The sequence below is a fragment of the Azospirillum rugosum genome, assembly GCF_017876155.1.
GTDB classification, from domain to species: Bacteria; Pseudomonadota; Alphaproteobacteria; order Azospirillales; family Azospirillaceae; genus Azospirillum; species Azospirillum rugosum.
Genome location: NZ_JAGINP010000004.1, coordinates 209,740 through 232,598, shown reverse-complemented (window position 1 = coordinate 232,598; position 22,859 = coordinate 209,740). Strand labels below are relative to the sequence as shown.

General features: G+C 66.3%; 18 protein-coding genes. 8 read left to right on the top strand and 10 right to left on the bottom strand.

Annotated features, from left to right (window positions below; translation table 11 throughout):
* Positions 1-60: 60 nt before the first annotated feature.
* Both J2851_RS07520 and J2851_RS07515 read left to right on the top strand, forming a co-directional pair.
* Positions 61-1,683, top strand: a complete 1,623-nt coding sequence (locus J2851_RS07520) for an ABC-F family ATP-binding cassette domain-containing protein (protein WP_209765355.1) — start codon at positions 61-63, stop codon at positions 1,681-1,683.
* Between the two features lie 151 nt (positions 1,684-1,834).
* Complete coding sequence (locus J2851_RS07515; protein ID WP_209765354.1) at positions 1,835-2,914, top strand: ParA family protein; 1,080 nt, start codon at positions 1,835-1,837, stop codon at positions 2,912-2,914.
* A 31-nt stretch (positions 2,915-2,945) separates the two neighbouring features.
* On the opposite strand, the gene J2851_RS07510 is transcribed toward J2851_RS07515, so the two are convergent.
* Positions 2,946-3,374: an Lrp/AsnC family transcriptional regulator gene (locus tag J2851_RS07510; RefSeq protein ID WP_209765353.1), complete on the bottom strand. Its 429-nt coding sequence runs from the start codon at positions 3,372-3,374 to the stop codon at positions 2,946-2,948.
* Between the two features lie 141 nt (positions 3,375-3,515).
* On the opposite strand from J2851_RS07510, the gene rocF reads away from it, so the two are divergent.
* The 3 genes from rocF to J2851_RS07495 all read left to right on the top strand — a co-directional run bounded on the left by rocF (position 3,516) and on the right by J2851_RS07495 (position 6,948).
* The gene (gene rocF / locus J2851_RS07505) at positions 3,516-4,481 is read left to right on the top strand and encodes an arginase (protein ID WP_209765351.1); all 966 of its coding nucleotides are present in this window, start codon (positions 3,516-3,518) and stop codon (positions 4,479-4,481) included.
* A 23-nt stretch (positions 4,482-4,504) separates the two neighbouring features.
* Positions 4,505-5,734 (top strand): ornithine--oxo-acid transaminase, encoded by a 1,230-nt coding sequence (rocD, locus tag J2851_RS07500; protein WP_209765350.1) that lies wholly within the window; start codon positions 4,505-4,507, stop codon positions 5,732-5,734.
* Between the two features lie 98 nt (positions 5,735-5,832).
* The gene (locus J2851_RS07495) at positions 5,833-6,948 is read left to right on the top strand and encodes a succinylglutamate desuccinylase/aspartoacylase family protein (RefSeq protein WP_209765349.1); all 1,116 of its coding nucleotides are present in this window, start codon (positions 5,833-5,835) and stop codon (positions 6,946-6,948) included.
* A 532-nt stretch (positions 6,949-7,480) separates the two neighbouring features.
* Here the strand turns inward: J2851_RS07495 and J2851_RS07490 are convergent.
* Both J2851_RS07490 and J2851_RS07485 read right to left on the bottom strand, forming a co-directional pair.
* Positions 7,481-9,754, bottom strand: a complete 2,274-nt coding sequence (locus J2851_RS07490; protein WP_209765348.1) for a hypothetical protein — start codon at positions 9,752-9,754, stop codon at positions 7,481-7,483.
* Between the two features lie 163 nt (positions 9,755-9,917).
* Complete coding sequence (locus J2851_RS07485; RefSeq protein WP_209765347.1) at positions 9,918-10,310, bottom strand: LysR substrate-binding domain-containing protein; 393 nt, start codon at positions 10,308-10,310, stop codon at positions 9,918-9,920.
* A gap of 372 nt (positions 10,311-10,682) precedes the next feature.
* On the opposite strand from J2851_RS07485, the gene J2851_RS07480 reads away from it, so the two are divergent.
* On the top strand, positions 10,683-11,939 hold the full coding sequence (locus tag J2851_RS07480; protein ID WP_209765346.1) for an MFS transporter: 1,257 nt from the start codon (positions 10,683-10,685) through the stop codon (positions 11,937-11,939).
* Positions 11,940-12,026: 87 nt separating this feature from the next.
* Here the strand turns inward: J2851_RS07480 and gabT are convergent, their stop codons facing one another.
* Both gabT and J2851_RS07470 read right to left on the bottom strand, forming a co-directional pair.
* On the bottom strand, positions 12,027-13,313 hold the full coding sequence (gene gabT, locus J2851_RS07475; protein ID WP_209765345.1) for a 4-aminobutyrate--2-oxoglutarate transaminase: 1,287 nt from the start codon (positions 13,311-13,313) through the stop codon (positions 12,027-12,029).
* 144 nt (positions 13,314-13,457) lie between these two features.
* Positions 13,458-14,918 carry an NAD-dependent succinate-semialdehyde dehydrogenase gene (locus J2851_RS07470; RefSeq protein ID WP_209765344.1) on the bottom strand — a complete coding sequence of 487 codons (1,461 nt, stop codon included), beginning with the start codon at positions 14,916-14,918 and terminating at the stop codon, positions 13,458-13,460.
* Positions 14,919-15,083: 165 nt separating this feature from the next.
* Here J2851_RS07470 and J2851_RS07465 point away from each other — a divergent pair, with 165 nt between their 5' ends.
* Positions 15,084-15,668 carry a cupin domain-containing protein gene (locus tag J2851_RS07465; protein ID WP_211114250.1) on the top strand — a complete coding sequence of 195 codons (585 nt, stop codon included), beginning with the start codon at positions 15,084-15,086 and terminating at the stop codon, positions 15,666-15,668.
* Between the two features lie 288 nt (positions 15,669-15,956).
* Complete coding sequence (locus tag J2851_RS07460; RefSeq protein WP_209765343.1) at positions 15,957-16,946, top strand: TRAP transporter substrate-binding protein; 990 nt, start codon at positions 15,957-15,959, stop codon at positions 16,944-16,946.
* A gap of 126 nt (positions 16,947-17,072) precedes the next feature.
* Here J2851_RS07460 and J2851_RS07455 read toward each other — a convergent pair whose 3' ends face one another.
* The 5 genes from J2851_RS07455 to J2851_RS07435 form a co-directional block, all read right to left on the bottom strand.
* Positions 17,073-17,906 (bottom strand): ABC transporter permease, encoded by an 834-nt coding sequence (locus tag J2851_RS07455; protein WP_209765341.1) that lies wholly within the window; start codon positions 17,904-17,906, stop codon positions 17,073-17,075.
* Positions 17,903-19,165, bottom strand: coding sequence for an ABC transporter permease (locus J2851_RS07450; protein ID WP_209765339.1), 1,263 nt, complete (start codon positions 19,163-19,165; stop codon positions 17,903-17,905). Before J2851_RS07450 ends, J2851_RS07455 begins: the two co-directional genes overlap by 4 nt.
* Positions 19,166-19,332: 167 nt before the next feature.
* Positions 19,333-20,382, bottom strand: a complete 1,050-nt coding sequence (locus tag J2851_RS07445; protein ID WP_209765337.1) for an ABC transporter substrate-binding protein — start codon at positions 20,380-20,382, stop codon at positions 19,333-19,335.
* Between the two features lie 72 nt (positions 20,383-20,454).
* The gene (locus J2851_RS07440) at positions 20,455-21,579 is read right to left on the bottom strand and encodes an ABC transporter ATP-binding protein (RefSeq protein WP_209765544.1); all 1,125 of its coding nucleotides are present in this window, start codon (positions 21,577-21,579) and stop codon (positions 20,455-20,457) included.
* Positions 21,580-21,840: 261 nt separating this feature from the next.
* A complete protein-coding gene (locus J2851_RS07435; RefSeq protein ID WP_209765335.1) occupies positions 21,841-22,746 on the bottom strand; it encodes a LysR substrate-binding domain-containing protein in 906 nt (301 codons plus the stop codon).
* Positions 22,747-22,859 lie beyond the last annotated feature (113 nt).

Below are 22,859 nucleotides of genomic sequence, written 5' to 3'. Positions count from 1 at the left end.
TGGCGCACCGCGCCGGCTGTGGCATAAGGGGCCGACCAAGCCACGGGAACCCAGCCGGACATGATTCGCTTCGACAGCATCAGCAAGCAGAACAGCCACCGTATCCTTTTCCTGGAAGCGTCCGCGGCGCTGAACCGGGGCGAAAAGGTCGGTCTTGTCGGACCCAATGGTGCCGGCAAGACGACGCTGTTCCGGATGATCACGGGCGAGGAACTGCCGGACACCGGCCAGGTGGCGATCGAGAAGCAGGTCTCCATCGGCTATTTCAACCAGGACGTCGGCGAGATGTCGGGCCGCAGCGCCGTCGCGGAGGTGATGGACGGGGCCGGCCCGGTCAGCGTGGTGGCGGCGGAGTTGGCGAGCCTCGAAGCGGCCATGGCCGATCCCGACCGCGCCGACGAGATGGACGCGATCATCGAGCGCTACGGCGAGGTGCAGGCGCGCTTCGACGAGCTGGGCGGCTACGAGCTGGAGGGGCGGGCGCGGGAAGTGCTGGCCGGGCTCAGCTTCAGCCAGGAGATGATGGACGCGGACGTCGGCGCCCTGTCGGGCGGCTGGAAGATGCGCGTCGCGCTCGCCCGCATCCTGCTGATGCGGCCGGACGCCATGCTCCTCGACGAGCCGAGCAACCACCTGGACATCGAAAGCCTAATCTGGCTGGAAGGCTTCCTGAAGGGCTATGAAGGCGCCCTGCTGATGACCTCGCACGACCGCGAGTTCATGAACCGCATCGTCACGAAGATCATCGAGATCGACGGCGGGTCGCTGAACAGCTACTCCGGCGACTACGCCTTCTACGAGCAGCAGCGGGCGCTGAACGAACGGCAGCAGCAGGCGCAGTTCGAACGGCAGCAGGCCATGCTGGCGAAGGAGCTGAAGTTCATCGAGCGCTTCAAGGCCCGCGCCTCCCACGCCAGCCAGGTGCAGAGCCGGGTGAAGAAGCTGGAGAAGATCGAGCGGTTCGAGCCGCCCAAGCGCCGCCAGACCGTGGTGTTCGACTTCCCGCCGGCCCCGCGTTCGGGCGAGGACGTCGCGGTCCTGAAGAACGTGCACAAGGGCTATGGCAGCCGGACCATCTACGAAGGGCTGGACCTCACCATCCGCCGCAAGGAGCGCTGGTGCGTCATGGGCGTCAATGGTGCCGGCAAGTCGACGCTGCTGAAGCTGATCGCCGGGGTGACCGAACCGGACGCCGGGACCGTGACCATCGGCGGCAGCGTCAAGATGGGCTATTTCTCCCAGCACGCCATGGAGCTGCTCGACGGCGACCAGACGGTGTTCGAGGCTCTGGAAACCTCCTTCCCACAGGCGGGGCAGGGGTCGCTGCGCGCGCTGGCCGGCTGTTTCGGCTTCTCCGGCGACGACGTGGAGAAGAAATGCCGCGTCCTGTCGGGCGGCGAGAAGGCCCGGCTCGTGATGGCGATCATGCTGTTCAACCCGCCGAATTTCCTGGTGCTCGACGAGCCGACCAACCATCTCGATCTCGACACCAAGCAGATGCTGGTCACGGCGCTGGCCGCCTACGAGGGCACCATGCTGTTCGTGTCGCACGACCGGCACTTCCTGGCGCGGCTGTCCAACCGGGTGCTGGAGCTGACGCCGGAGGGCATCCACCAGTACGGCGGCGGCTACACGGAGTATGTGGCGAGCACCGGCCAGGAAGCGCCGGGCATCCACAGCTGATCCGGAGCCTGGCGCCGGTCCCCATGAGAGGAGGGCTGAACGTCCGGGGAGACTCGGGCCAAGCCGATGCTTATAGTGCGCGCTCGCTTCGGGGCGGGGAACCTTTGCCCCGGGGATGGGTATTGCCGCAGAACGACGAAGCGGAACGGACATGACCAGCCACGAAGACGTCTTCGACACGCCGGAGGCGCGGCAGCCGACCATCCTGTCGGTGTACAATCAGAAGGGCGGCGTCGGAAAGACGACCACCTCGGTGAACCTCGCGCTCGCGCTCGCCGCGCTGGGCAAGAGCGTCGTCCTGATCGATTTCGACCCGCAGAGCAGCGCCACCAGCAACTTCCTGCTGCGCGAGAAGGCGAAGGTCGGCATCAACGACCTGCTGAGCCAGGAGACCTTCGTCGAGGACGCCATCTCCCCGACGGCCTTCGACGGGCTGTCGATGATCGTCGGCGCCCGCAAGCTCTACTCGCTGGAGCACGCGCTGGACTCCCGCGGCGGATCGCAACGCGGCCTGCGCAAGGCGCTGCATTTCTCCCGCAACCCGCCGGACTATGTGGTGATCGACTGCCCGCCGGCGCTCGGCCACCTCGCGGCGGGCGCGCTGGCCGCGTCCGACCGGCTGGTCGTGCCGGTGTTCCCCGGCCGCTACGCGCTGGACGGGCTGAAGCGCACCCTGTCGGTGGTGGAGCACATCCAGAAGGGCCTGAACCCGAACCTCTCGCTCGCCGGCATCCTGATGCTGTCGATCACCAACGACGAGGTCGGGCGGGAGTCGCTGACCCTGCTGCGGTCCGAATTTCCGGATCTGATGTTCCGCACCGCCGTCCCCTACGACGTGGACGTGGTGAAGGCCACCTACCGCCGGATGCCGGCCTCGATCTTCAGCCCGGAGGGGCGGACGACCGCCCGCTTCGTGACCCTGGGCTGGGAGATCATCCACGGCCGCGGCACCACCCCGACCGACGAGGAGCTGAAGCCCGCGCTGGACCGCATCCGGAGCTGGCAGGAGGCCACCGACGCCTCCTACAGCGCCCGCCGGGCCGCCACCGCGTCGGACGAGGCGGAGGAGACGTCCGGCGGCGGAAACGGCGCCCGCCCGGCGGACCGCACCCCGCCGCGCTCCGGCCGGGCGCTCGTCGCGGCGCTGGTCGGGCTGGTCATCGGCTTCGCGCTCGGCGCAGTCGTCGGGCAGCCTATCCTCGGCAAGGTGCTGGCGAGCCTGGGCGGCTGACCGCCGCCCTTCCAACGCCGATGTTGAAACGCTACAGCACCGCCTTCCGCGCGGACAGCAGGATGCTGGTCTCCGTGGAGGCGATGCCGGCGATCTGGCGGATGCGGCGCAGCGTGTCGTCGAAGGCCTCCAGCGAGTCCGTTTCGACTTCGGCGACGACGTCCCAGCGGCCGTTGGTGGTGTAGACGGTCCGCACCTCCGGAAAGCCGTGCAGCCGCGCGATGACCGTCTCCGCGGCGCGGCCTTCCACCTCGATCATCGTGATGGCCCGCACGGTCGCGGGCCGCAGATCCTTGCGCAGCAGCACCGTGAAGCCGGCGATGACCCCGCTGTCGACCATCCGGTCGATGCGGGCGCGCACGGTGGCGCGCGACACGTCCAGCTCGGCGGCAAGGCTGGCAACGGGCCGGCGCGCGTCCGCGCGCAGCAGGGCCAGCAGGCGGTAGTCCAGGTCGTCCATGCCACTTTGATAACCGGGACTGAGCAGACTGTCAAAACTACCGCCGTTTGTTGGCACTTCTCCGTCTTTCTGCCGCCTGCGGCGATCCCGATACTGAAGGGAAAGCGCGAACGGCGCGACTGAGGCAGGGAGAGACAGGGCATGACGTCGCAAGGTGCGGCTCAGGACAGCGGGCAGCGGTTCGTCGAGATTCTGGGGGTGCCGATCGAGGCGGGGGCCGGCCATCCCGGCGCCCTGATGGGGCCGGCGGCGCTGCGCACGGCGGGGCTGGTGCGGGCGCTGCGCGACCTCGGGCACGAGGTGCGCGATCTGGGAGACCTGACGCCGCCGCACGAGGGCGAGGGGGCGGACCGGCTGGCGGAGATCACCGCCTGGTCGCGGGTGCTGGCCGACCGGTCCTATTCCATGATGCGGGCGGGCGGCGTGCCGGTCTTCCTGGGCGGCGACCACAGCCTGTCCATGGGCTCCGTCACCGGGGTGGCGCGGCACTGCCGGGACACGGGGACTCCGCTGTTCGTGCTGTGGCTGGACGCGCACGGGGACTTCAACACGCCCAACACCTCGCCGTCCGGGAACATGCACGGGATGCCGGTGGCGCTGCTGTGCGGGGAGGACGGCTTCGACGGCGTCTTCCCGCCGGAGCAGCGGGCCACGGTCGACCCGGCGCATGTCCACCTGTTCGGCATCCGCAGCCTCGACCCCGGCGAGCGGCGGCTTCTGCGCGCCCGCGGCGTGGACGTGGTGGACATGCGGCTGATCGACGAGCACGGCGTCGGGGTCCACATGCGCCGGATCATCGAGCGGGTGAAGGCGGCGGGCGGGCACCTGCACGTCAGCCTGGACGTGGACTTCCTCGACCCGTCCATCGCGCCGGCGGTGGGCACGGCGGTGCTGGGCGGGGCCACCTACCGCGAGGCGCACCTGATCATGGAGATGCTGCACGACGCGGGCGTCGTCGGCTCCCTGGACGTGGTGGAGCTGAACCCCTTCCTCGACGAGCGGGGCAAGAGCGCCCTGCTGCTGGTCGACCTGGTGGCGAGCCTGTTCGGCCGCCGCATCATCGACCCCGCGGTCACCCAATCGCAGATCGGCGGGCAAGCCGTCTGACTCAATAAGGAGGAAACAAGGCCATGACGCAGCACGCCGCCAAGCTTATCGGGGCCGACCTCATCGGAACCGAATCCCGCCTGGGCGCCTACAACTACAAGCCGCTGGACGTGGTGCTGTCCCGCGGGGAGGGAGTCTGGCTGTGGGATGTGGAGGGCAACCGGTATCTGGACTGCCTGTCCGCCTACTCCGCGGTCAACCAGGGGCACTGCCACCCGAAGATCCTGGAGGCAATGGTCGAGCAGGCCTCCAAGCTGACCCTGACCTCCCGCGCCTTCCGCAACGACCAGCTGGCCCCCTTCTACGAGGAGCTGGCGGCGCTGACCGGGTCCCACAAGATCCTGCCCATGAACAGCGGGGCGGAGGCGGTGGAGTCGGCCATCAAGACCGTCCGCAAGTGGGGGTACGAGGTGCGCGGCGTGCCGGAGAACCAGGCGGAGATCATCGTCTGCGCCGACAACTTCCACGGCCGGACCATCAGCGTGGTCAGCTTCTCCACAGACCCGGACGCCCGCGGCGGCTTCGGCCCCTTCACGCCGGGCTTCCGCACGGTGCCCTTCGGCGACGCGGCGGCCATGGAGGCGGCCATCACCCCCAACACGGTGGCCGTCCTGCTGGAGCCGATCCAGGGCGAGGCCGGGGTGGTCATCCCGCCGCCGGGCTACCTGCGCCGGGTGCGGGAGCTGTGCACCGAGCGCGGCATCGTCATGATCCTGGACGAGATCCAGACCGGCCTGGGCCGCACCGGAAAGCTGCTCGCCGAGGAGCATGAAGGGGTGGAGGCCGACGTCACCCTGATCGGCAAGGCCCTGTCCGGCGGCTTCTACCCCGTGTCGGCGGTGCTGTCGAATTCGGAGGTGCTGGGCGTGCTGAAGCCCGGCCAGCACGGCAGCACCTTCGGTGGCAACCCGCTGGCCTGCGCCGTGGCGAGAGCCGCCATGCGCGTGCTGGTGGAGGAGGGCATGATCGACAACGCCGCCACCCAGGGCGCGTATTTCCAGGAGCAGCTGGCCGGCATCCGCAGCAACCTGGTCCGCGAGGTCCGCGGCCGCGGCCTGATGCTGGCGGTGGAGCTGCACCCGGAGGCCGGCGGCGCCCGCCGGTACTGCGAGGATCTCCGGGCGCGCGGCATCCTCGCCAAGGACACCCACGACCACACCATCCGCATCGCCCCGCCGCTGGTCATCACGCGGGAGCAGGTGGACTGGGCGCTGGAGCGTTTTGACGCGGTGCTGACGGGCAGCCATTCGTAATCCGGCGCTTGCGGCCCACCGGTGGCTCCGGCAGGGTGGGCCGCAACGGTTTCCCTATGCGTCAACGGCAGAGACAACGGCAGAGTCAGCGGCTGATCATGAACAGCGACACCATCGCCCTCCCGTCCGCCACGCCCGGCACCCGGCGGACCCTGACGGTCCAGCGCTTCGGCACGCCCGGCGCGCGCCCGCAGGTCTACCTCCAGGCCTCCCTGCACGCCGACGAGATCCCGGCCCTGCTGGTCGCCGACAAGCTGCGCCGGATCCTCCAGGCGGAGGAGGCGGCGGGGCGCCTGCGCGGCGAGGTGATCCTGGTCCCGGTCGCCAACCCCATCGGGCTCGGCCAGTCGCTGATGGGGCACCATGTCGGCCGATTCGACATGGAGGACGGGAAGAACTTCAACCGCGACTACCCCTACCTGACCGACGCGGCGGCGGAGCGCCTCGCCGGCCGCCTGACCGACGACGCCGACGCCAACAAGGCCGCCGTCCGCGCGGCCCTGGCCGACGCGCTGGCCGAGCAGACCCCGCGGACCGAGGCGGAGCACCTGAAGCACCGGCTGCTCGCCCTGGCGATTCAGGCCGACTATGTGCTGGACCTGCATTGCGACCTGGAGGCCGTGATGCACCTCTACACCCTGACGCCCTCGGCGGACGCCTTCGCGCCGCTCCAGCGGCTGCTGGGCGCGCAGGCGGTGTTCCTGGCCGAGGAGTCCGGCGGCGACCCCTTCGACGAGGCGGTCAGCCGCCCCTGGAACGAGCTGGCCAAGCGCTGGCCGGACAAGCCGATCCCCATGGGGTGCCATTCCGTGACCGTGGAGCTGCGCGGCCAGGCCGACGTGGAGCACGCCCAGGCCGAGACCGACGCCCGCGCCATCGCCGGCTTCCTCACCCACGTCGGAGCCCTGTCCGGCGAGCCGCCCGCCCTGCCGGAGCCGCTGTGCGCCCCGACCCCGCTGGAATCCTCCGAACCCCTGGTCGCCCCGGTCGGCGGAGTCGTGGTCTTCCACCACAAGCCCGGCGACCGCGTCGAGGCCGGCGCCGTGGTCGCCGACATCCTGGACCCCCTGGACGGCACCCTCACCCCGGTGCGCAGCAGCTCTGCCGGCGTCCTCTACGCCCACAACGCAACCCGCTTCACCCAGGCCGGCAAACGAATCGCCAAGGTCGCCGGCACCACCCTGCGCCGGACCGGGCCCCTGCTGAGCGCCTGACGGGGCCGGAGCCGTTGGGCATCGTTGTGCGGATTGGGCAGAATGCCCGGTCTGCACAACGGGGGCGGCGGGCGCTTGCCGTGTGGCAGGACGCCGGTCCCAATGCGACGTTTGAAACGCTATGAAACATGAAACGCGGTGATGTTTCATAGGGTGGGGTTCCGGACAGGATCAAGGACTTTCATCCTATTTCGGCCGTACCGGCTTGGCAAGCGCCATGACGCCGGGTGACCGATTCAGCGCCAGCCAAGCCCCCTCTCCCCCCTGGGGAGAGGGTTGGGGTGAGGGGGTTGCGCGTGTGCCGGACGTCCCGCCAAGCTCAGCTTGGCGAAACCGACATGCATTGGCTGATGGAACGGAGGCTGGCGCTGTCCGATCCGGGGGGAGACGGTGGGAATGTCGGTGTTTCGGGCAGAGACCCACCGGACGCTCTTCCATCCCCACGGCTTGGCCCTGCGAACAATTACGTTGACAACTCCTTCCGAATACAGGCGAAAAGAGCTAGGTGTGGAAAACACCATGTAACGTCTCATTAAAAGTCAATTTTTAGCTTATCCTGATATACTCCAATCCGCTTCTTTGCCCTCTCAATGACATCGCTGAAGTGAAGAAGTTCGAAGTAAGTTTCACCAAGTTGCTGCCGGGTAACAGGATCAAGAAGCGGGCTCGACTGGAACCAGCCATTCCCAGTTGGAAATGGCGTCCAATTCCCGCTAAGGCGGAGTGGGTTAACTGAATCTCCTATAAGATAGCAATAAAATTTCTTTATCTTTCCACCAGATTTGGCAGCTAGGAGATGAGAGTACTCCGAGAGATCGCCTATGTGATCAGCCATTGAAACGCCAGGAGCTTTGAACTCGACAATAATTGCCGAGCCTTCCTTGCTGAAGAGGGCGATGTCCGGTCTTTTGCCAGCATTGTCTTCCGTTCGCTTGGCTAGGACTTTCTTGAACTCCTCGTCAATGTCACTTTCAAAGATGTTGGTCCCATCATTCCATGTGATATTCGCCAAAGGGATGTCTGAGGCAATATAGTCGTAATAATGATACTCTTCGCTCAAGAGCCAAATGTCATGATCGACGAATTCAGTGCTATCTTTTCGCATAGGGAAGAAGATGCTATGGATGATTCTCTCGTCCTTGCGACGGCCCCCTTCGGGGACAGCTTGCATTGCTAAATTCTTGCCACAGGCTAGGTCGAGGATCTGGACAATTGCAGCGCGGCGCACAATGAGTTGAGATAGATTCGCCATATCAAAATTTTTGAGCGATGACGTGTATTTCCATGCTAGCTCATTGATCATCGCCCGAAACTCCTCTGAGTCCGGCTCTGCCTTGATGATCTCCTCCTTAAGGCTGAAAATTTCAGCGGTTTCGTTGATAACTCGTTCCTGATATTTTTTCAGAACGCGCTCCGCAACCGCCTGAGCCGGTTCTCCATAAACAATGCGCGTCGATGTATCCTGAAGCATGGCATCGCTGATGCCGAAATTATCGCTAATTTCTTTGATAATATCTTCTTTGTTCCACTTGGTCGGAGCAACAAACCCATCAATCACTGGATCTATCGCGTCGAAAATAGTGGCATAGGATAGTGTTTCGGTCGCAAACATGTCGCCCGTAATAATTTCAGCTGGTATGGCTTCGAAATCATCACGCTGTTCGTTAACACGTTGATCCAAATAATCGCTCTCGATCAGAATAATATGATGGTACCCGTCCACCGGATTGTTCTGCTCCGCTCGGGTCCGTAGATAACGGGCAGTGATATCCTTTACGGGAGATGACTTTGCACAGAATGCAATAGCATTCTTTGGGAGGTCGTATTGCGTTGCGTCAAGCTGATAATGTGACAGCTTAAAGCTATGATATGTGCCAAGGCATTCACCAGTGACCGGATTGCGCTCTTCGACGTCAACCACGGGCTCCGCCGCCACCTTAGGAAGATCAGAGCGTTCTAGCACCTCGCATTCTTCAACACCGTTCCAATGACGGGTAACGAACTTTATCCTAAAATCGCCAAGGCGGGTATTGAGACTAACCAGTCTTTGGAGAAATGCTACAAGCATCTGCTTTCTGAGCATTGGAGCAGAAAAAAGACGGCTTAGCGGCTCACCATGCATTCGTATACGGGCCGACTCTTTGAAATGCTCTAGCTTTATAGTCGTCCCAATTGCTTCCTCACCCCCGTCGCTAGAACGAAAGTCACCAGCGTCAATAATTTTCTTAGGTTCCGAATAGTGCATTTCTCGAGTAAGAATATTGTCTCCGTCACGGTAAGTGCTATAGATGGACATCGACGAAAAATAATGGAAAAATTGAATGCGGCCGGCCCCCTTGCATTTCCCAATACCGGAGATAGGAAGGTCGTCCTTATAGGATGTATCCTTCGTCAGGAAGGCGTTGAGTTGATCTTCTCCAAAACCGCATCCATTGTCCTTGCAGAAAATCACCATAGTTTCTTTATCATCGAGCAGGTCAGCACGTAAAAATTCAGCAAAAATTTCAATGTCCATATAAGGTGAAGAGGGGTCTTCGTGCTTCCTTATAAGATAAGAATCTATAGCATTGGATATAAGCTCGTCAAATACAACGTAGACGTTTGAGCTTAACTTGGTGTTCTTTAAGCTTCCGCGAATATCCAGTGTCATTTTTTCCTCATCCATTATCTCAACGTGTATCAGAGATCGTTGCGCCGCCAAAAGCATGGTAAGTGAGGGTAAATATATCTCCAACTGGGTCTCTTGCAACGGCATTATGCCACGGCGGGCAGGGCAAGGCGTCGAGAGCGGCAACGCAATGACCATGTTTCCTGAAAATGAACAGTCGGTAGCAGGATCAACTCCGTCGCTCTGTTTCGATAAGAAAATGTCCGCTTTTGGCGCAAAGCGATCCTGTGGAATCGGTCCACATTAGGTCATGAGACGATACCGTCCAAAAGCAGAGCATGAGCGACACTTTGGCTCCCCCTTACCCTCCCTTCTCCCGCGCCAATTCCAGAAACCCCGCGATGTAGTCCACCGCCTCCTCGCCGCGGCGGGTGCCGAGGTGGATGCTTTTGGGGAGGCCCGCTGGGCCGAGGCGGACGGGGCGGAGGGGGAGGTCGGCGCCGTCTTCGCGGACCAGCCAGTCGGGCAGGACGGTGACTCCGCGGCTGGCGGCGACGAGGTGGAGCATCAGGTCGGTTGTCTCGGCCGTGCGGTGGCGGCGCGGGCGTCCGTGGGCGGGGACGAGGAAGCGGGTGTGGAAGTCCAGGCGCTCCAGGCTGACCGGGACGGTGATTAGCTCCTCGTCCAGCAGGTCCTGCGGCTGGGCCACGCCGCGCTCGGCCAGGGGGTGCGCTTTTGCCGGACGTACCGCCATGCACGACCCCCTCACCGGCCCTTCGGGCCACCCTCTCCCCAGAGGGGAGAGGGCTAAACGGCCAAATGCGATCGCCCTGGTGGGGCCGGTCAGCCGCATCAGCCAGCGCTGGCGGGGGTGGCATTCCATCCTCACGCGCCCATTCCCAAGCAAGGGGCTCCGCGTCGGCCGGAGGCGAATCGTGCAACGATCATCCTTTGATCCTCGGATTTACCCTCACCCGGCCCTTCGGGCCACCCTCTCCCGGGGCGGGAGAGGGATTGGGCGTCCGTGACTCCGGTTCATCAATCATGGAAACAAACCGTTTCCGTTCATGATGCGGGGGCGCTACTCCTGGGTCCGTTGCCATTGCCGCACCGATCGGGACCCTTCATGCCGCACGCCGACGCCAGCACCACGACTTCAAACCCGGCCGGAAGCGCCTCCGCCGACCCCCCCGCCAACCCCTATGGGCATGAGCTGGGCAACGTCCTGCGGCTGTCCGTCGCGCAGGCTCTGGCCGGGGCGAACGCGGTGGTCGTCTACGCGACGGGCGCCGTCGTCGGCAACACGCTGGCGCCCAGCCCGGCGCTGGCGACCCTGCCGATTTCCATCTTCGTGGTGGGGATGGCGCTGTGCACCCTGCCGGCGGGCGCCATCGCGCGAGTCCATGGGCGCCGCGCCGCCTTCCTGGCGGGCACGGGCTGCGGCGTGCTCGTCGGGTTGTTGTCGGCGCTGGCGGTGGTGCTGGGGTCCTTCTGGCTGTTCTGCGCGGCGATGGTGCCCGGCGGGGCCTACGCCGCGGTGGTGCTGTCCTTCCGCTTCGCCGCCGCCGACTGCGCCCCGGCGGAGCGGCGGGCGCGGGCCATGTCCGCGGTGATGGCGGGCGGGGTGTTCGCCGGGGTCATCGGGCCGCAGCTGGTCACCTATACGATGGACCTGTGGGCGCCGTTCCTGTTCGCGGCCACCTACGTGGCGCAGGCGGCGGTGGCCGCGGTGTCGGCTCTGGTGCTGCTCGGCGTGCGGCTGCCGAAGCCGACGGCGGCGGAGGTGGCCGGCGGGCGGCCGATCGGGGCCATCGCGGTGCAGCCGCGCTTCGTCACCGCCGTGGTCTGCGGGCTGGTGTCCTACCTGCTGATGAACTTCATCATGACCGCCGCGCCGCTGGCGATGCGGCTGTGCGGCCTGTCGCAGGAGGCCTCCAACCTCGGCCTGCAATGGCACGTGATCGCCATGTACGCGCCCAGCTTCGTCACCGGGCGGCTGATCGCGCGCTTCGGCGCCCCGCGGCTGGTGATGGCCGGGCTGGTGCTGATCGGCGCCTCCGCCGCGGTCGGGCTGTCGGGGGTGGAGGTGGCGCATTTCTGGACGAGCCTGGTGCTGCTCGGCCTCGGCTGGAACTTCGGCTTCCTGGGCGCCTCGGCGCTGGTGCTGGAGTGCCACCGGCCGGAGGAGCGGACGCGGGTGCAGTCGCTCAACGACTTCATCGTGTTCGGGACGATGGCGCTGGGCTCCTTCGCGTCGGGCGGGCTGCTGACCGCCTATGGGTGGGACACGGTGCTGTGGGTGTCCTTCGTGCCGCTGGCGGTGGCGGTCGCGGCGCTGGCCTACACGGCGTCCGTGCGGGGAGCGGTGCGCGAGGCGGCCTGAGGCGGGCGAAGGCTGCGTGGGCAAAAGAAAGCCCTCCGTCCCCGGGGGGAAGGAGGGCTGTTCAAGTCTGGGGACGTGCTGTGCGCTTTAGGCGGAGACCAGCTCTTCCAGCGAGCGCTCGATGATGTCCAGGCCCTCGTCCACCAGCGCGTCGGACGCGGTCAGCGGGACCAGGATGCGGATCACGTTGCCGTAGGTGCCGCAGGACAGCAGGACGAGGCCCTTCTCCGCCGCCTTGGCAACCAGCGCCTTGGTCAGCTCCGGCGCCGGCTCCTTGGTGCCGCGGTCCTTCACCAGCTCCATGGCGATCATGGCGCCCAGGTTGCGCACGTCGCCGATCACCGACAGCGTGTTGCGCTGGGCCATCGTGCGGAAGCGGCCAGCGATGCGCTCGCCCAGCTGCTGGGAGCGCTCGATGAGCTTCTCCTCCTCGATGACGTCCAGCACGGCGAGCGCCGCGGTGGTCGCCAGAGGGTTGCCGGCGTAGGTGCCACCGATGCCGCCGGGGATCGGGGCGTCCATGATCTCCGCCTTGCCGGTGACGGCCGACAGCGGGAAGCCGCCGGCGAGGCTCTTCGCCATGGTCATCAGGTCGGGCTCGACGCCGGAATGCTCGATGGCGAACATCTTGCCGGTGCGGGCGAAGCCGGTCTGGATCTCGTCGATGATCAGCAGGATGCCGTTCTGGTCGCAGATCGAGCGGAGCGCCTGCAGGAACTCCGGCGGGGCGATGTTGAAGCCGCCCTCACCCTGCACCGGCTCCACGATGATCGCGGCGACGCGGGTGGCGTCCACGTCCGACTTGAACAGCGATTCCAGCGCCTTCAGGCTGTCCTGGACGCTGATGCCGCGGTAGGCGTTGGGGAAGGGCGCGTGGTAGACCTCGGCCGGGAAGGGGCCGAAGCCGACCTTGTAGGGCACGACCTTGCCGGTCAGCGCCATCGCCAGAAGCGTGCGGCCGTGGAAGGCGCCGGTGAAGGCGATCACCCCCGGACGGCCGGTGTGGGCGCGGGCGATCTTGACGGCGTTCTCCACCGCCTCTGCACCCGTGGTGAAGAAGGCGGTCTTCTTCGGCGTGGAGCCCGGGACCAGCGCGTTCAGACGCTCCGCCAGAGCCACGAAGGACTCATACGGCGTGACCATCGCGCAGGTGTGGGTGAAGCGGTCGAGCTGCGCCTTCACGGCCTCGACGATCTTCGGGTGGCGGTGGCCGGTGTTCAGCACGGCGATGCCGCCCGCGAAGTCGATGAAGCGGTTGCCCTCGACGTCCCACAGCTCGGCGTTTTCGGCGCGGTCCACATAGACCGGCATGGCGTTGGCGAGGCCGCGCGGAACGGCGGCGTTGCGGCGATCCTGGAAGGACTGGTTGCTCATGTCTAAAACCCCCCGATTCGAAAATGCAGTCGTAGGTTGGGTGGAGCGCATGCGGAACCCAACAGGGTCTTTCCGGCGGCGCTTTTGGGTTCCGGCTTCGCCTTCACCCAACCTACGGTGTGGCGGCTGCTTTAGGCGATTGCGTCAGGCGCCCAGGCCGACGCACAGGTACTTGATCTCCAGGAAGTCATCCATGCCGTACTTGGAGCCTTCGCGGCCGATGCCCGACTGCTTGATGCCGCCGAACGGCGCCACCTCGGTCGACAGGATGCCCTCGTTGATGCCGACCATGCCGTATTCCAGCTGCTCCGCCACGCGCCAGACGCGGCCGATGTCGCGGCTGTAGAAGTAGGCGGCCAGCCCGAACTCCGTGTCGTTCGCCATGCGGATGGCGTCGGCCTCCGTCTCGAACTTGAACAGCGGGGCGACCGGGCCGAAGATTTCCTCGCGGGCCACGCGCATCTCGGTGGTGACGCCGGTCAGGATGGTCGGCTCGAAGAAGGTGCCGCCGAGCGCGTGGCGATTGCCGCCCAGCGCCACCTTGGCACCCTTGGCGACCGCGTCGCCCATCAGCTCCTCGACCTTGTCGACGGCCTGGGCGTTGATCATCGGGCCCTGATTGATGCCGGCTTCCATGCCGTTGCCGACGCGGATCTCCTTCACTGCCTCCACCAGCTTGGCGGCGAAGGCGTCGTAGACGCCGGCCTGGACCAGCAGGCGGTTGGCGCAGACGCAGGTCTGGCCGGAGTTGCGGTACTTGGACGCCAGCGCACCCTTGACGGCCTCGTCCAGGTCCGCGTCGTCGAAGACGATGAAGGGCGCGTTGCCGCCGAGTTCGAGCGAGACCTTCTTCACCGTGTCGGCCGACTGGCGCATCAGGATGCGGCCGACCTCGGTCGAGCCGGTGAAGCTCAGCTTGCGGACGATCGGGCTGGCGGTCAGCTCGCCGCCGATGGCGACCGGGTCGGAACCGGTGACGATATTAAACACACCGGCCGGAACACCCGCACGCTCCGCGAGCACGGCCAGCGCCAGGGCCGACAGCGGGGTGTCCTCCGCCGGCTTCACCACGACCGTGCAGCCGGCGGCGAGCGCCGGGGCCACCTTGCGGGTGATCATGGCGTTGGGGAAGTTCCAGGGCGTGATCGCCGCGACGACGCCGATCGGCTCCTTCAGCACGACGATGCGCTTGTTGCCGGCGAAGGTCGGGATGACGTCGCCGTAGACGCGCTTGCCTTCCTCGGCGAACCACTCGATGAAGTTGGCGCCGTAGACCACCTCGCCGCGCGCCTCGGCCAGCGGCTTGCCCTGTTCCGCGGTCATCAGGACCGCCAGATCCTCCTGCGCGGCCAGGATCAGCTCGTACCAGCGGCGCAGGATGACCGCGCGCTCCTTGGCGGTCTTGGCGCGCCAGGCGGGCAGGGCGGCGTCGGCGGCGTTGATCGCCTGCCGGGTCTCCTCCGCGCCGACGTCGGCCACTTGCGCCAGCTCCTCCCCCGTCGCCGGGTTGGTCACCGGAAAAGTCTTGCCGGAGAACGCGTTGCGCCACGTGCCGTTCACGTAGGCCTGGGTCTGGAGAAGGCTCTTGTCGGTCAGCGACAGCATAGGGGTCTGCCTTGGTTTGGCCCTGGGGTTTGGCCCTGGGGTTGGACAATGAAAAGGAGCGTACCATGTTTAAAAAGTTAAACAACCCTATTCGGGTGTTGAGTTTTTGATGACGCACCCACGCGAATCCGGTATGCCTTTTGATCAGGAAACAGGGACCGACCCATGGACGTGGACGCAGTGGATTTCGACGTCGGCGCGCGCCTGAAGCAGGTCCGCGAAACCAACGGCCTGTCCCAGCGCCAGCTCGCCCAGCGCGCCGGCGTGACCAACGGCACCATCTCGCTGATCGAGCAGAACCGGTGCAGCCCGTCGGTTTCCTCGCTGCGCAAGGTGCTCCAGGGCATCCCGATGTCGCTGGCGGAGTTCTTCTCCCCCGGCGAACTGCCGCCGCGCGAGCAGATCTTCTTCAAGAGGCGCGATCTGGTCGAATTGACGGGGCTGGTCAAAAGCAAGGTCGGCACGATCTCCTACCGGCAGGTCGGCGACCTGCGCGGGCGCAACCTCCAGGTCCTGCACGAGAAATACGCGCCGGGCGCCGACACCGGCGGGCGCACCATGCTCCAGCACGAGTCGGAGGAAGGCGGCATCGTCATCCGGGGCCGGATCGAACTGACGGTCGGCGACCGCAAGGAGATCCTGGAGCCCGGCGACGCCTACCTGTTCGACAGCCGCATCCCGCACCGCTTCCGCAACGTCGGCGACGAGGAATGCGAGATCATCAGCGCCTGCACGCCGCCGTATTTGTGATGGTGTGATCTTCGATGTTCCCTCTCCCCTCCGGGGAGAGGGAAGGGGCCCGCGCCGGAGGCGTGGGAAGGGTGAGGGTCGCGCGAGAATCCGTCGCTGATCCTTGCCGGTACCCTCACCCGGCCGCTTCGCGGCCACCCTCTCCCGGGGCGGGAGAGGGGATGGACGCCGCAGGGAGTCACCCAGCAACCCACGGGCGCCGGCCTTGCGGGGCGGCGCGCGATAGGGTTTTCTTTCCTCGACACGCGCGCACGCGAAGGTCGTGCCGCTCCGGTTCGAGGATCCAGCATGCGAACAGCACTCCGCTTCACCGGCGCCCTTCTGGTCGCCTTCACCGCAGCCTTGCCGGCGGCCTGGGCCGACACGGTCACTCTGCGCATGGGCAACGAGTACCCGGCCAACTCCATCACCGCGGAGGGCGACGCCTTCTTTGCGGAGAAGGTCAAGGAGCTGACCGGCGGCGCCGTGGTGATCGAAACCCAGTTCGATGCCAAGCTCGGCAAGTCGGCGGATCTGTTCGCGGCGGTCGGCCGCGGGGAGGTCGATCTGGCCGACCCGTTCGCGGGCTCGCTCGACAAGGCGGACCCGCTGTTCCTGCTGTCCTCGCTGCCCTTCGTGGCGGTGACGCCGGCGCAGTCGAAGGCCCTGCTGGACGCCGCGCGGCCGGAGTATGAGCGGGCGCTGGCCGCCCACAACCAGAAGCTTCTCTACGTCACGCCCTGGCCGCCGTCGGGCATCTGGGCGAAGAAGCCCGTGGACACGGCCGACGCGCTGAAGGGCCTGCGCATCCGCACCTACGACAAGACCGGCGAGGACGTCTTCGCGCGGCTGGGCGCCGTGCCGGCCAGCATCAGCTTCGCCGACGCGCAGGCCAAGCTGGCGAACGGCGAGATGGACGCGGCCCTGACCTCCGGCGACGGCGGGGCGGGGCGGAAGCTGTGGGACGTGCTGACGAATTTCACCGAGCTGAACTACGCCGCGCCGCTGAGCTTCGCGACAATTGGGACCGCGGCCTGGGACAAGCTGACCGACGACCAGCGCAAGGGCGTGCTGGAGGCCGCCGCCGCGACGGAGCAGCGCCAGTGGCAGGTGGTGCAGGACCGGGTTGCCAAGAATTACGAGGCGATGCGGGGCCATGGCATGACCATCACGACGGGTTTGAGCGAAAGCTTTGTGGCGGCCCTGCGTGCGGCGGCGAAGCCGGCGGTGGAGGCCTGGACCGCGCGGACCGGGGAGCGCGGGGGGCGGATTTTGGCGGAGTATGAGGGGCGGAAGTGAGGGGGGCTGCTCGGGGCCCCCTCCCTAACCCTCCCCCGCTTCGCGGGAGAGGGGACTGCCGCCGCTCTTTCCCCAAGCCCCCTCTCCCGCGTTAGCGGGGGAGGGTTGGGGAGGGGGCAACGCCCCTCACCCCGGCAAATTGCCCTTCAGCCGCTCGTTGCGGCGGCGCAGGCCCTCCATGGTGGCGAGCAGGATGACCGACACGGTGGTCAGGATCACCGCCGCGGCCGTGATGGTCGGGCTGATGTTCTCGCGGATGCCGCTGAACATCTCGCGCGGCAGGGTGCGCTGCTCCGGGCCGGCCATGAACAAGACGACCACCACCTCATCGAAGCTGGTCGCGAAGGCGAACAGCGCGCCCGACGCCAGGCCCGGCAGGATCAGCGGCAGGATCACCCGGCGGAAGGCGACGAGCGGCGAGGCGCCGAGCGAGGCCGCGGCGCGGGCCAGGTTCATGTCGAAGCTTTGCAGCGTCGCGCTGACCGTGATCACCACGAAGGGGGTCGCCAGCGCGGTGTGCGCCAGGATCAGGCCGGCGTAGCTGCCGGTCAGACCGATCGGCGCGAAGAAGAAGTACAGGCCGACTGCGGTGATGACGCCCGGCACGACGACCGGCGACAGGACCACCGCGAGCACCAGCGGCTTGAACTTGCTCTTCCACTGCGCCAGCCCGAGCGAGGCCATGGTGCCCAGCACCATCGACAGGATGGTCGAGGCGACACCGATGATCATGCTGTTCTTCAGCGACAGCATCCAGCGCGGGGAGTTCAGGAAGTCCTGGTACCAGCGCATGGAGAAGCCCGGCAGCGGGTAGGTCAGGTAGGCGCCGGAGCTGAAGGACAGCGGCATGATCGCCAGGATCGGCGCCATCAGGAAGATGAAGATCAGCGTGGACGCGACGACGGTGGTGATCCAGGCGACGCGCTGGCTGGTCGTGCGGGGGGAGTGGTTCGCGCTCAATTCTTCATCCCTCCCGTGACCTGCTGGCCGTGGACCAGCTTTCCATAGACGACGGCGAGCAGCAGCGTGGCGAGCAGCAGGACCGCGCCCAACGCCGAGGCCAGGCCCCAGTTGACGGTTTCGGTGGTGTAGAAGGCGATGAAGTAGCTGATCATCTGGTCGGCCGCACCACCGACCAGGGCCGGCGTGATGTAGTAGCCGATGGCCAGGATGAAGACGAGCAGGCTGCCCGCGCCGACGCCCGGCAGGGTCTGCGGCAGGTAGATCCGGCGGAAGGCGGTGACCGGCGAGGCGCCGAGCGAGGCGGCGGCGCGCATGTAGGCCGGGGAGATCGCCTTCATGGTGCTGTAGAGCGGCAGGATCATGAAGGGCAGCAGCACGTGGGTCATCGCCACATAGACGCCGAAGCGGTTGTAGATCAGCCGCAGCGGCTCGTCGATCACGCCCAGCCAGCGCAAGCTGTCGTTCACCACGCCCTCGCTCTGCAACAGCACGATCCAGGCGCAGGTGCGCACCAGGAGCGAGGTCCAGAAGGGCAGCAGCACGAAGATCATCAGCAGGTTCGACCGGCCGGCGGGCAGGTTCGCCAGCAGGTAGGCGACCGGAAAGCCCAGGATCAGGCAGAGCGCGGTAACGCCGAAGCTGATGGTGAAGGTGCGGGCGAAGACGTCGCGGTAGATGGCCTGCTCCGCCGGGGCGGCGACGATGGCGCCGTCCACGTTGCGCGTCAGGTCCACCGCACCCAGCAGGTAGAAGCTGGTCAGCGGGCCGCTCGCGCTCTTGATCGCCGCCCAGGTGGCGCGGTCGCCCCAGGCCGGGTTGATCGCGATGAGCGTGTCCTTGGCCGTGCCGGGCTCCGGCGCCGTCTTCAGGTTGCGCGCCGTGCTGGCGAGGATCGTGCGGAAGCCGTTGATGGTGTAGTTCAGCCGCTTCGACGCGATGGCGACGGTGCCGGCCGCGCGGGCGGCCTGGAGATCGCCGGCCAGCGCCGCAAAGGCCTTCTCGTCCGGCAGATCCTTGCCGTTCCAGTCGGACAGGGCCGCGACGGTGTGGGGCAGGGTCTTCGGCACCTCCCAGTCTTCCACCGAATGCCAGAGCATGCCGGCGATGGGGCCGAGGAAGGTGAAGAGCAGGAACAGGAGAAGCGGCAGGACCAGGGCCAGCGCCTTGAACTGGCGGGCCCGTTCCGCCCGCTTCAGGCGGCGCTTGAGCGGCACCTCGGTCGGCGCGTCGGCGCCGGCGACGAACGCGGCTGTCATGGGCGGCCTACAATAAGTAATAGAAGTGCAAAGAGTTTTTTGGAGGTGCTGGCGCTGGGCCCCCACCCTAACCCTCCCCCACCTTCGGCGGGGGAGGGGATTGCTCCTCCCCCCGTCGAAGATGGGGGGAGGTTGGGAGGGGGGCCCGGCTCAGGAACCTCAGGGACTTACTTCGCCGCCCACTTGTTGAAGCGCTCGGTCAGGCGGTCGATGTTCTCAAGCCAGAAGGGGACGCTGATCTCGACCGCGTTCTTCATGTTCTCCGGCGCGGTCGGCAGGTCCTTCAGGACGGCCGGGGCGATCTTGGCCGGGGCGTCCTTGTTGGACGTGCCGTAGGCGATGTTCTCCGACAGCTTGGCCTGGTTCTCCGGCTTGCCGACGAAGTCCAGGAACTTGTAGGCGGCGTCCTTGTTCGGGCTGCCCTTCAGGATGACCCAGCTGTCGATGGTGAACAGCGCGCCGTTCCACACCATGCCGAAGTTCTTCTTCTCGGCCTTGTTGGCGGCGTCGATGCGGCCGTTGTAGACCGAGGTCATCGCCACTTCGCCGGAGGCCAGCAGCTGCGGCGGCTGGGCGCCGGCCTTCCACCAGACGATGTCGTTCTTGATGGTGTCCAGCTTCTTGAAGGCGCGGTCGATGCCTTCCTCGGTCGCCAGCACCTTGTAGACGTCCTTCGGCGCGACGCCGTCGGCCATCAGGGCGATTTCCAGCGTGGTCTTGGCGCCCTGGCGCAGGCCGCGCTTGCCCGGGTACTTCTTGGTGTCGAAGAAGTCGGCCCAGCTCTTCGGCGCGTCCTTGATCTTGTCCTTGTCGTAGCCGAGCACGAAGTCGTACACGATCGCGCCGACGCCGCACGGGTCGACCGTCGGCGGCAGGTAGGCGGACTCGCCGCCGATCTTCGAGAAGTCGAGGTGCTCGAACAGGCCTTCCTCGCAGCCGACGGCCAGCTCCTCGCTCTCGACCTGGACGACGTCCCAGGTGGCGGCACCGCCCTGCACCTTGGCGCGCAGGACGCCGATGCCGCCGTCCCACGACTCGTCGTTCATCGGAACGCCGGCGGCCTTCTTGAACGGCTCGAAATAGACCTTCTTCTGGGCGTCCTGGTACGCACCGCCCCACGACACGACGGTCAGGTCACGCGCCTGGGCGGCCGTGGCCAGCGCAATGCCGGCGGTGAGCGTCGCGACGAATCCGAATGCCACTTTAAGCTTCGACATCGTTCCCCGTTCCTTCGTTTCTATGGTTGCGTCTTGCAGGTGATGCGTCCCGGACCGATCACGCCGGCCTGATCACACGGGATCGAGGGCCCGGCAGTCTTCGGGGCGGAAGGCGATGGTCACGGCCTGGCCGTGGCCGAGGCCCGCGTGGGCGCCCGGCGGCAGCTTGACCATGAACTCCCCGTTGCCGGCGACCTTGAGCACGGCCAGCGCGTGGTCGCCGAGATAGATGGTGTCCTGCACAGTGGCGGGCAGGCGGTTGGCGAGGTCGGTGGAAGCGCCGCCAGTCGAGGCGTCATCTGGCACGATCACGATGCGCTCCGGCCGGACGGACAGCGCGGTGGCCGCCCCCGGCCCCTCCACGTTGACCGCCTGGGCCACGACCGAGCCGCCGGAGGTCAGCGCCACGCGGCAGAAGCCCTGTTCGATATTCTCGACAGTGCCGGACAGCACGTTGTTCTCGCCGATGAAGTTGGCGACGAAGCTGTTCACGGGCTGCTCGTACAGCGCGTCGGGCTTGTCGATCTGCTGGACGATGCCGTCGTTGAACACCGCGATGCGGTCCGACATGGTCAGCGCCTCCCCCTGGTCGTGGGTGACGTAGACGACGGTGATGCCCATCTGCTCGTGCAGCTGCTTGATCTCCAGCTGCATGTGCTCGCGCAGGCGCTTGTCGAGCGCGCCCAGCGGCTCGTCCATCAGCACCAGCTGCGGGTTGAAGACCAGGGCGCGGGCAAGCGCCACGCGCTGCTGCTGGCCGCCCGACAGCTGGCCGGGGCGGCGGTGCGCCAGATTCTCCAGCTTGATCATGCGCAGCGCGTTGCGCACGCGCTCCTGAACCTCCGCCTTCGCGGTGCCGCGGACGGTCAGCGGGAAGGCGACGTTCTCCTCGATCGTCAGGTGCGGGAACAGGGCGTAGTTCTGGAACACCATGCCGATGTCGCGCTTGTGCGGCGGCATGTTCTTGATCGGCCGGTCGGCGAGGTAGATCTCGCCCTGCGTCGGCACCTCGAAGCCCGCCAGCATCATCAGCGTGGTCGTCTTGCCCGAGCCCGACGGGCCGAGCAGCGTCACGAACTCCCCCTTGCGGATGTCGAGGTCGAGGTTCTTCACCACAAGGTGTTCGCCGTCGTAGGTCTTCTGCACCCCGACGAACCGCACCAATGCCTGCGCCGTCCCGACCATGCCGCCGTCCATCATCTTCCCCCGTCCTCCGAGGCATCCGCGGTTCCGGGTTGCGTTTCCGGAACACGTCCTATGCGTTGGGACAGACGGTATACGCGTTTAATAAATTCGACAAGCCTGTTGCTCGCGTCATGATCAACTGAACAGGCTGGCGAATTTTTGTGCAGATGCGAAGGCTCTGACCACGCTTTGAACGCAAGTGTGCTCTTTCCGTAATCGGATGAGAAGCCCGACTTTGGGAGGTTGCGGTCCCCGCAGGGCCGGGGCATCCCATCAGTTGCCGATGCGGGGCGCGATTCGCGCGACGATATCGGTGAAGTTCCGCACCAAAGGCGAGCGCTCGCCGCTGCGCTGGGCCAATTGCAGCGTGGTGAAGGCGTCGGCGCTGTCCAGGGGGCGGTAGACCACCCCTTCCAGCGCCACCTGTCGTAGCTGACCGGGAAGAATCGACACGCCCAGCCCGGCGGCGATCAGGCCGATGATGGTGAAAGCCTCGCGCGCGTCCTGCGCGACATTGGGGCGGAAGCCCGCGGCGGCGCACAGCGCGAAGACCTGCTCGTGCGTGCTGGTGCCGAAATCGGCGGGGTAGAAGACGAAGGGCTCGTCGCGCAGCGCGGCCAGCGGCACCACGTCGCGCGCGGCCAGCGGGTGGTCGGCGCGCATCACCGCCAGCAGCGGTTCGCGCACCACATCATGGAATCGGTAGGCGGCGGGATCGGGGACGAATCGCGGCTCCCGGATGAAGCCCACATCGAGCCGGTGGTCGGCCAGCGCCGTCAGCTGCTGCTTGGACGGCAGCTCCACCAGGGTGAGGTGCACGTCGGCGTGGGCGCGGCGGTAGGCGTCGATGATTCGCGGCACCACGGGCAGGAAGGGAGCGGCCGCCGTGAAGCCGACGCGCAGCTCCCCCACCTCGCCGCGCGCGGCGCGCCGGGTCAGCACCGCCGCACGCTCCGCCCGCGCCAGGATCTCGCGGGCCTCATTGAGAAGGAGTTGGCCGGGCTCGGTCAGCTCGACGCGGCGCTTGGTGCGTTCGAACAGGCGGGCGCCCAACTCCGCCTCCAGCGCCTGGATCGACTGGCTGAGCGGCGGCTGGCCGATGCCCAGACGCACCGCGGCGCGGCTGAAATGCAGCTCCTCGGCGACGGCAACGAAGTGGCGGAGGTGGCGGAGATCCATGGTGTTCTCTTATATGAAAAATCGATGAATATCGCCAGACAAATGTATTTGCTCCATGAGAAGGACTGCGCCACCTTGCACGCAAGATCAACAGACACCCAAGTTTCTGGGGA

What these genes read in the sequence shown, in the direction of transcription:
- J2851_RS07480 (WP_209765346.1), top strand. Translation starts at nt 10,683, where the DNA reads ATGCCGCACGCCGACGCCAGCACCACGACTTCAAACCCGGCCGGAAGC.
- J2851_RS07510 (WP_209765353.1), bottom strand. Translation starts at nt 3,374, where the DNA reads ATGGACGACCTGGACTACCGCCTGCTGGCCCTGCTGCGCGCGGACGCG.
- J2851_RS07450 (WP_209765339.1), bottom strand. Translation starts at nt 19,165, where the DNA reads ATGACAGCCGCGTTCGTCGCCGGCGCCGACGCGCCGACCGAGGTGCCG.
- J2851_RS07435 (WP_209765335.1), bottom strand. Translation starts at nt 22,746, where the DNA reads ATGGATCTCCGCCACCTCCGCCACTTCGTTGCCGTCGCCGAGGAGCTG.
- J2851_RS07490 (WP_209765348.1), bottom strand. Translation starts at nt 9,754, where the DNA reads ATGGTCATTGCGTTGCCGCTCTCGACGCCTTGCCCTGCCCGCCGTGGC.
- rocD (WP_209765350.1), top strand. Translation starts at nt 4,505, where the DNA reads ATGACGCAGCACGCCGCCAAGCTTATCGGGGCCGACCTCATCGGAACC.
- gabT (WP_209765345.1), bottom strand. Translation starts at nt 13,313, where the DNA reads ATGAGCAACCAGTCCTTCCAGGATCGCCGCAACGCCGCCGTTCCGCGC.
- J2851_RS07515 (WP_209765354.1), top strand. Translation starts at nt 1,835, where the DNA reads ATGACCAGCCACGAAGACGTCTTCGACACGCCGGAGGCGCGGCAGCCG.
- J2851_RS07440 (WP_209765544.1), bottom strand. Translation starts at nt 21,579, where the DNA reads ATGGACGGCGGCATGGTCGGGACGGCGCAGGCATTGGTGCGGTTCGTC.
- rocF (WP_209765351.1), top strand. Translation starts at nt 3,516, where the DNA reads ATGACGTCGCAAGGTGCGGCTCAGGACAGCGGGCAGCGGTTCGTCGAG.
- J2851_RS07470 (WP_209765344.1), bottom strand. Translation starts at nt 14,918, where the DNA reads ATGCTGTCGCTGACCGACAAGAGCCTTCTCCAGACCCAGGCCTACGTG.
- J2851_RS07495 (WP_209765349.1), top strand. Translation starts at nt 5,833, where the DNA reads ATGAACAGCGACACCATCGCCCTCCCGTCCGCCACGCCCGGCACCCGG.
- J2851_RS07460 (WP_209765343.1), top strand. Translation starts at nt 15,957, where the DNA reads ATGCGAACAGCACTCCGCTTCACCGGCGCCCTTCTGGTCGCCTTCACC.
- J2851_RS07445 (WP_209765337.1), bottom strand. Translation starts at nt 20,382, where the DNA reads ATGTCGAAGCTTAAAGTGGCATTCGGATTCGTCGCGACGCTCACCGCC.
- J2851_RS07465 (WP_211114250.1), top strand. Translation starts at nt 15,084, where the DNA reads ATGGACGTGGACGCAGTGGATTTCGACGTCGGCGCGCGCCTGAAGCAG.
- J2851_RS07485 (WP_209765347.1), bottom strand. Translation starts at nt 10,310, where the DNA reads ATGGCGGTACGTCCGGCAAAAGCGCACCCCCTGGCCGAGCGCGGCGTG.
- J2851_RS07520 (WP_209765355.1), top strand. Translation starts at nt 61, where the DNA reads ATGATTCGCTTCGACAGCATCAGCAAGCAGAACAGCCACCGTATCCTT.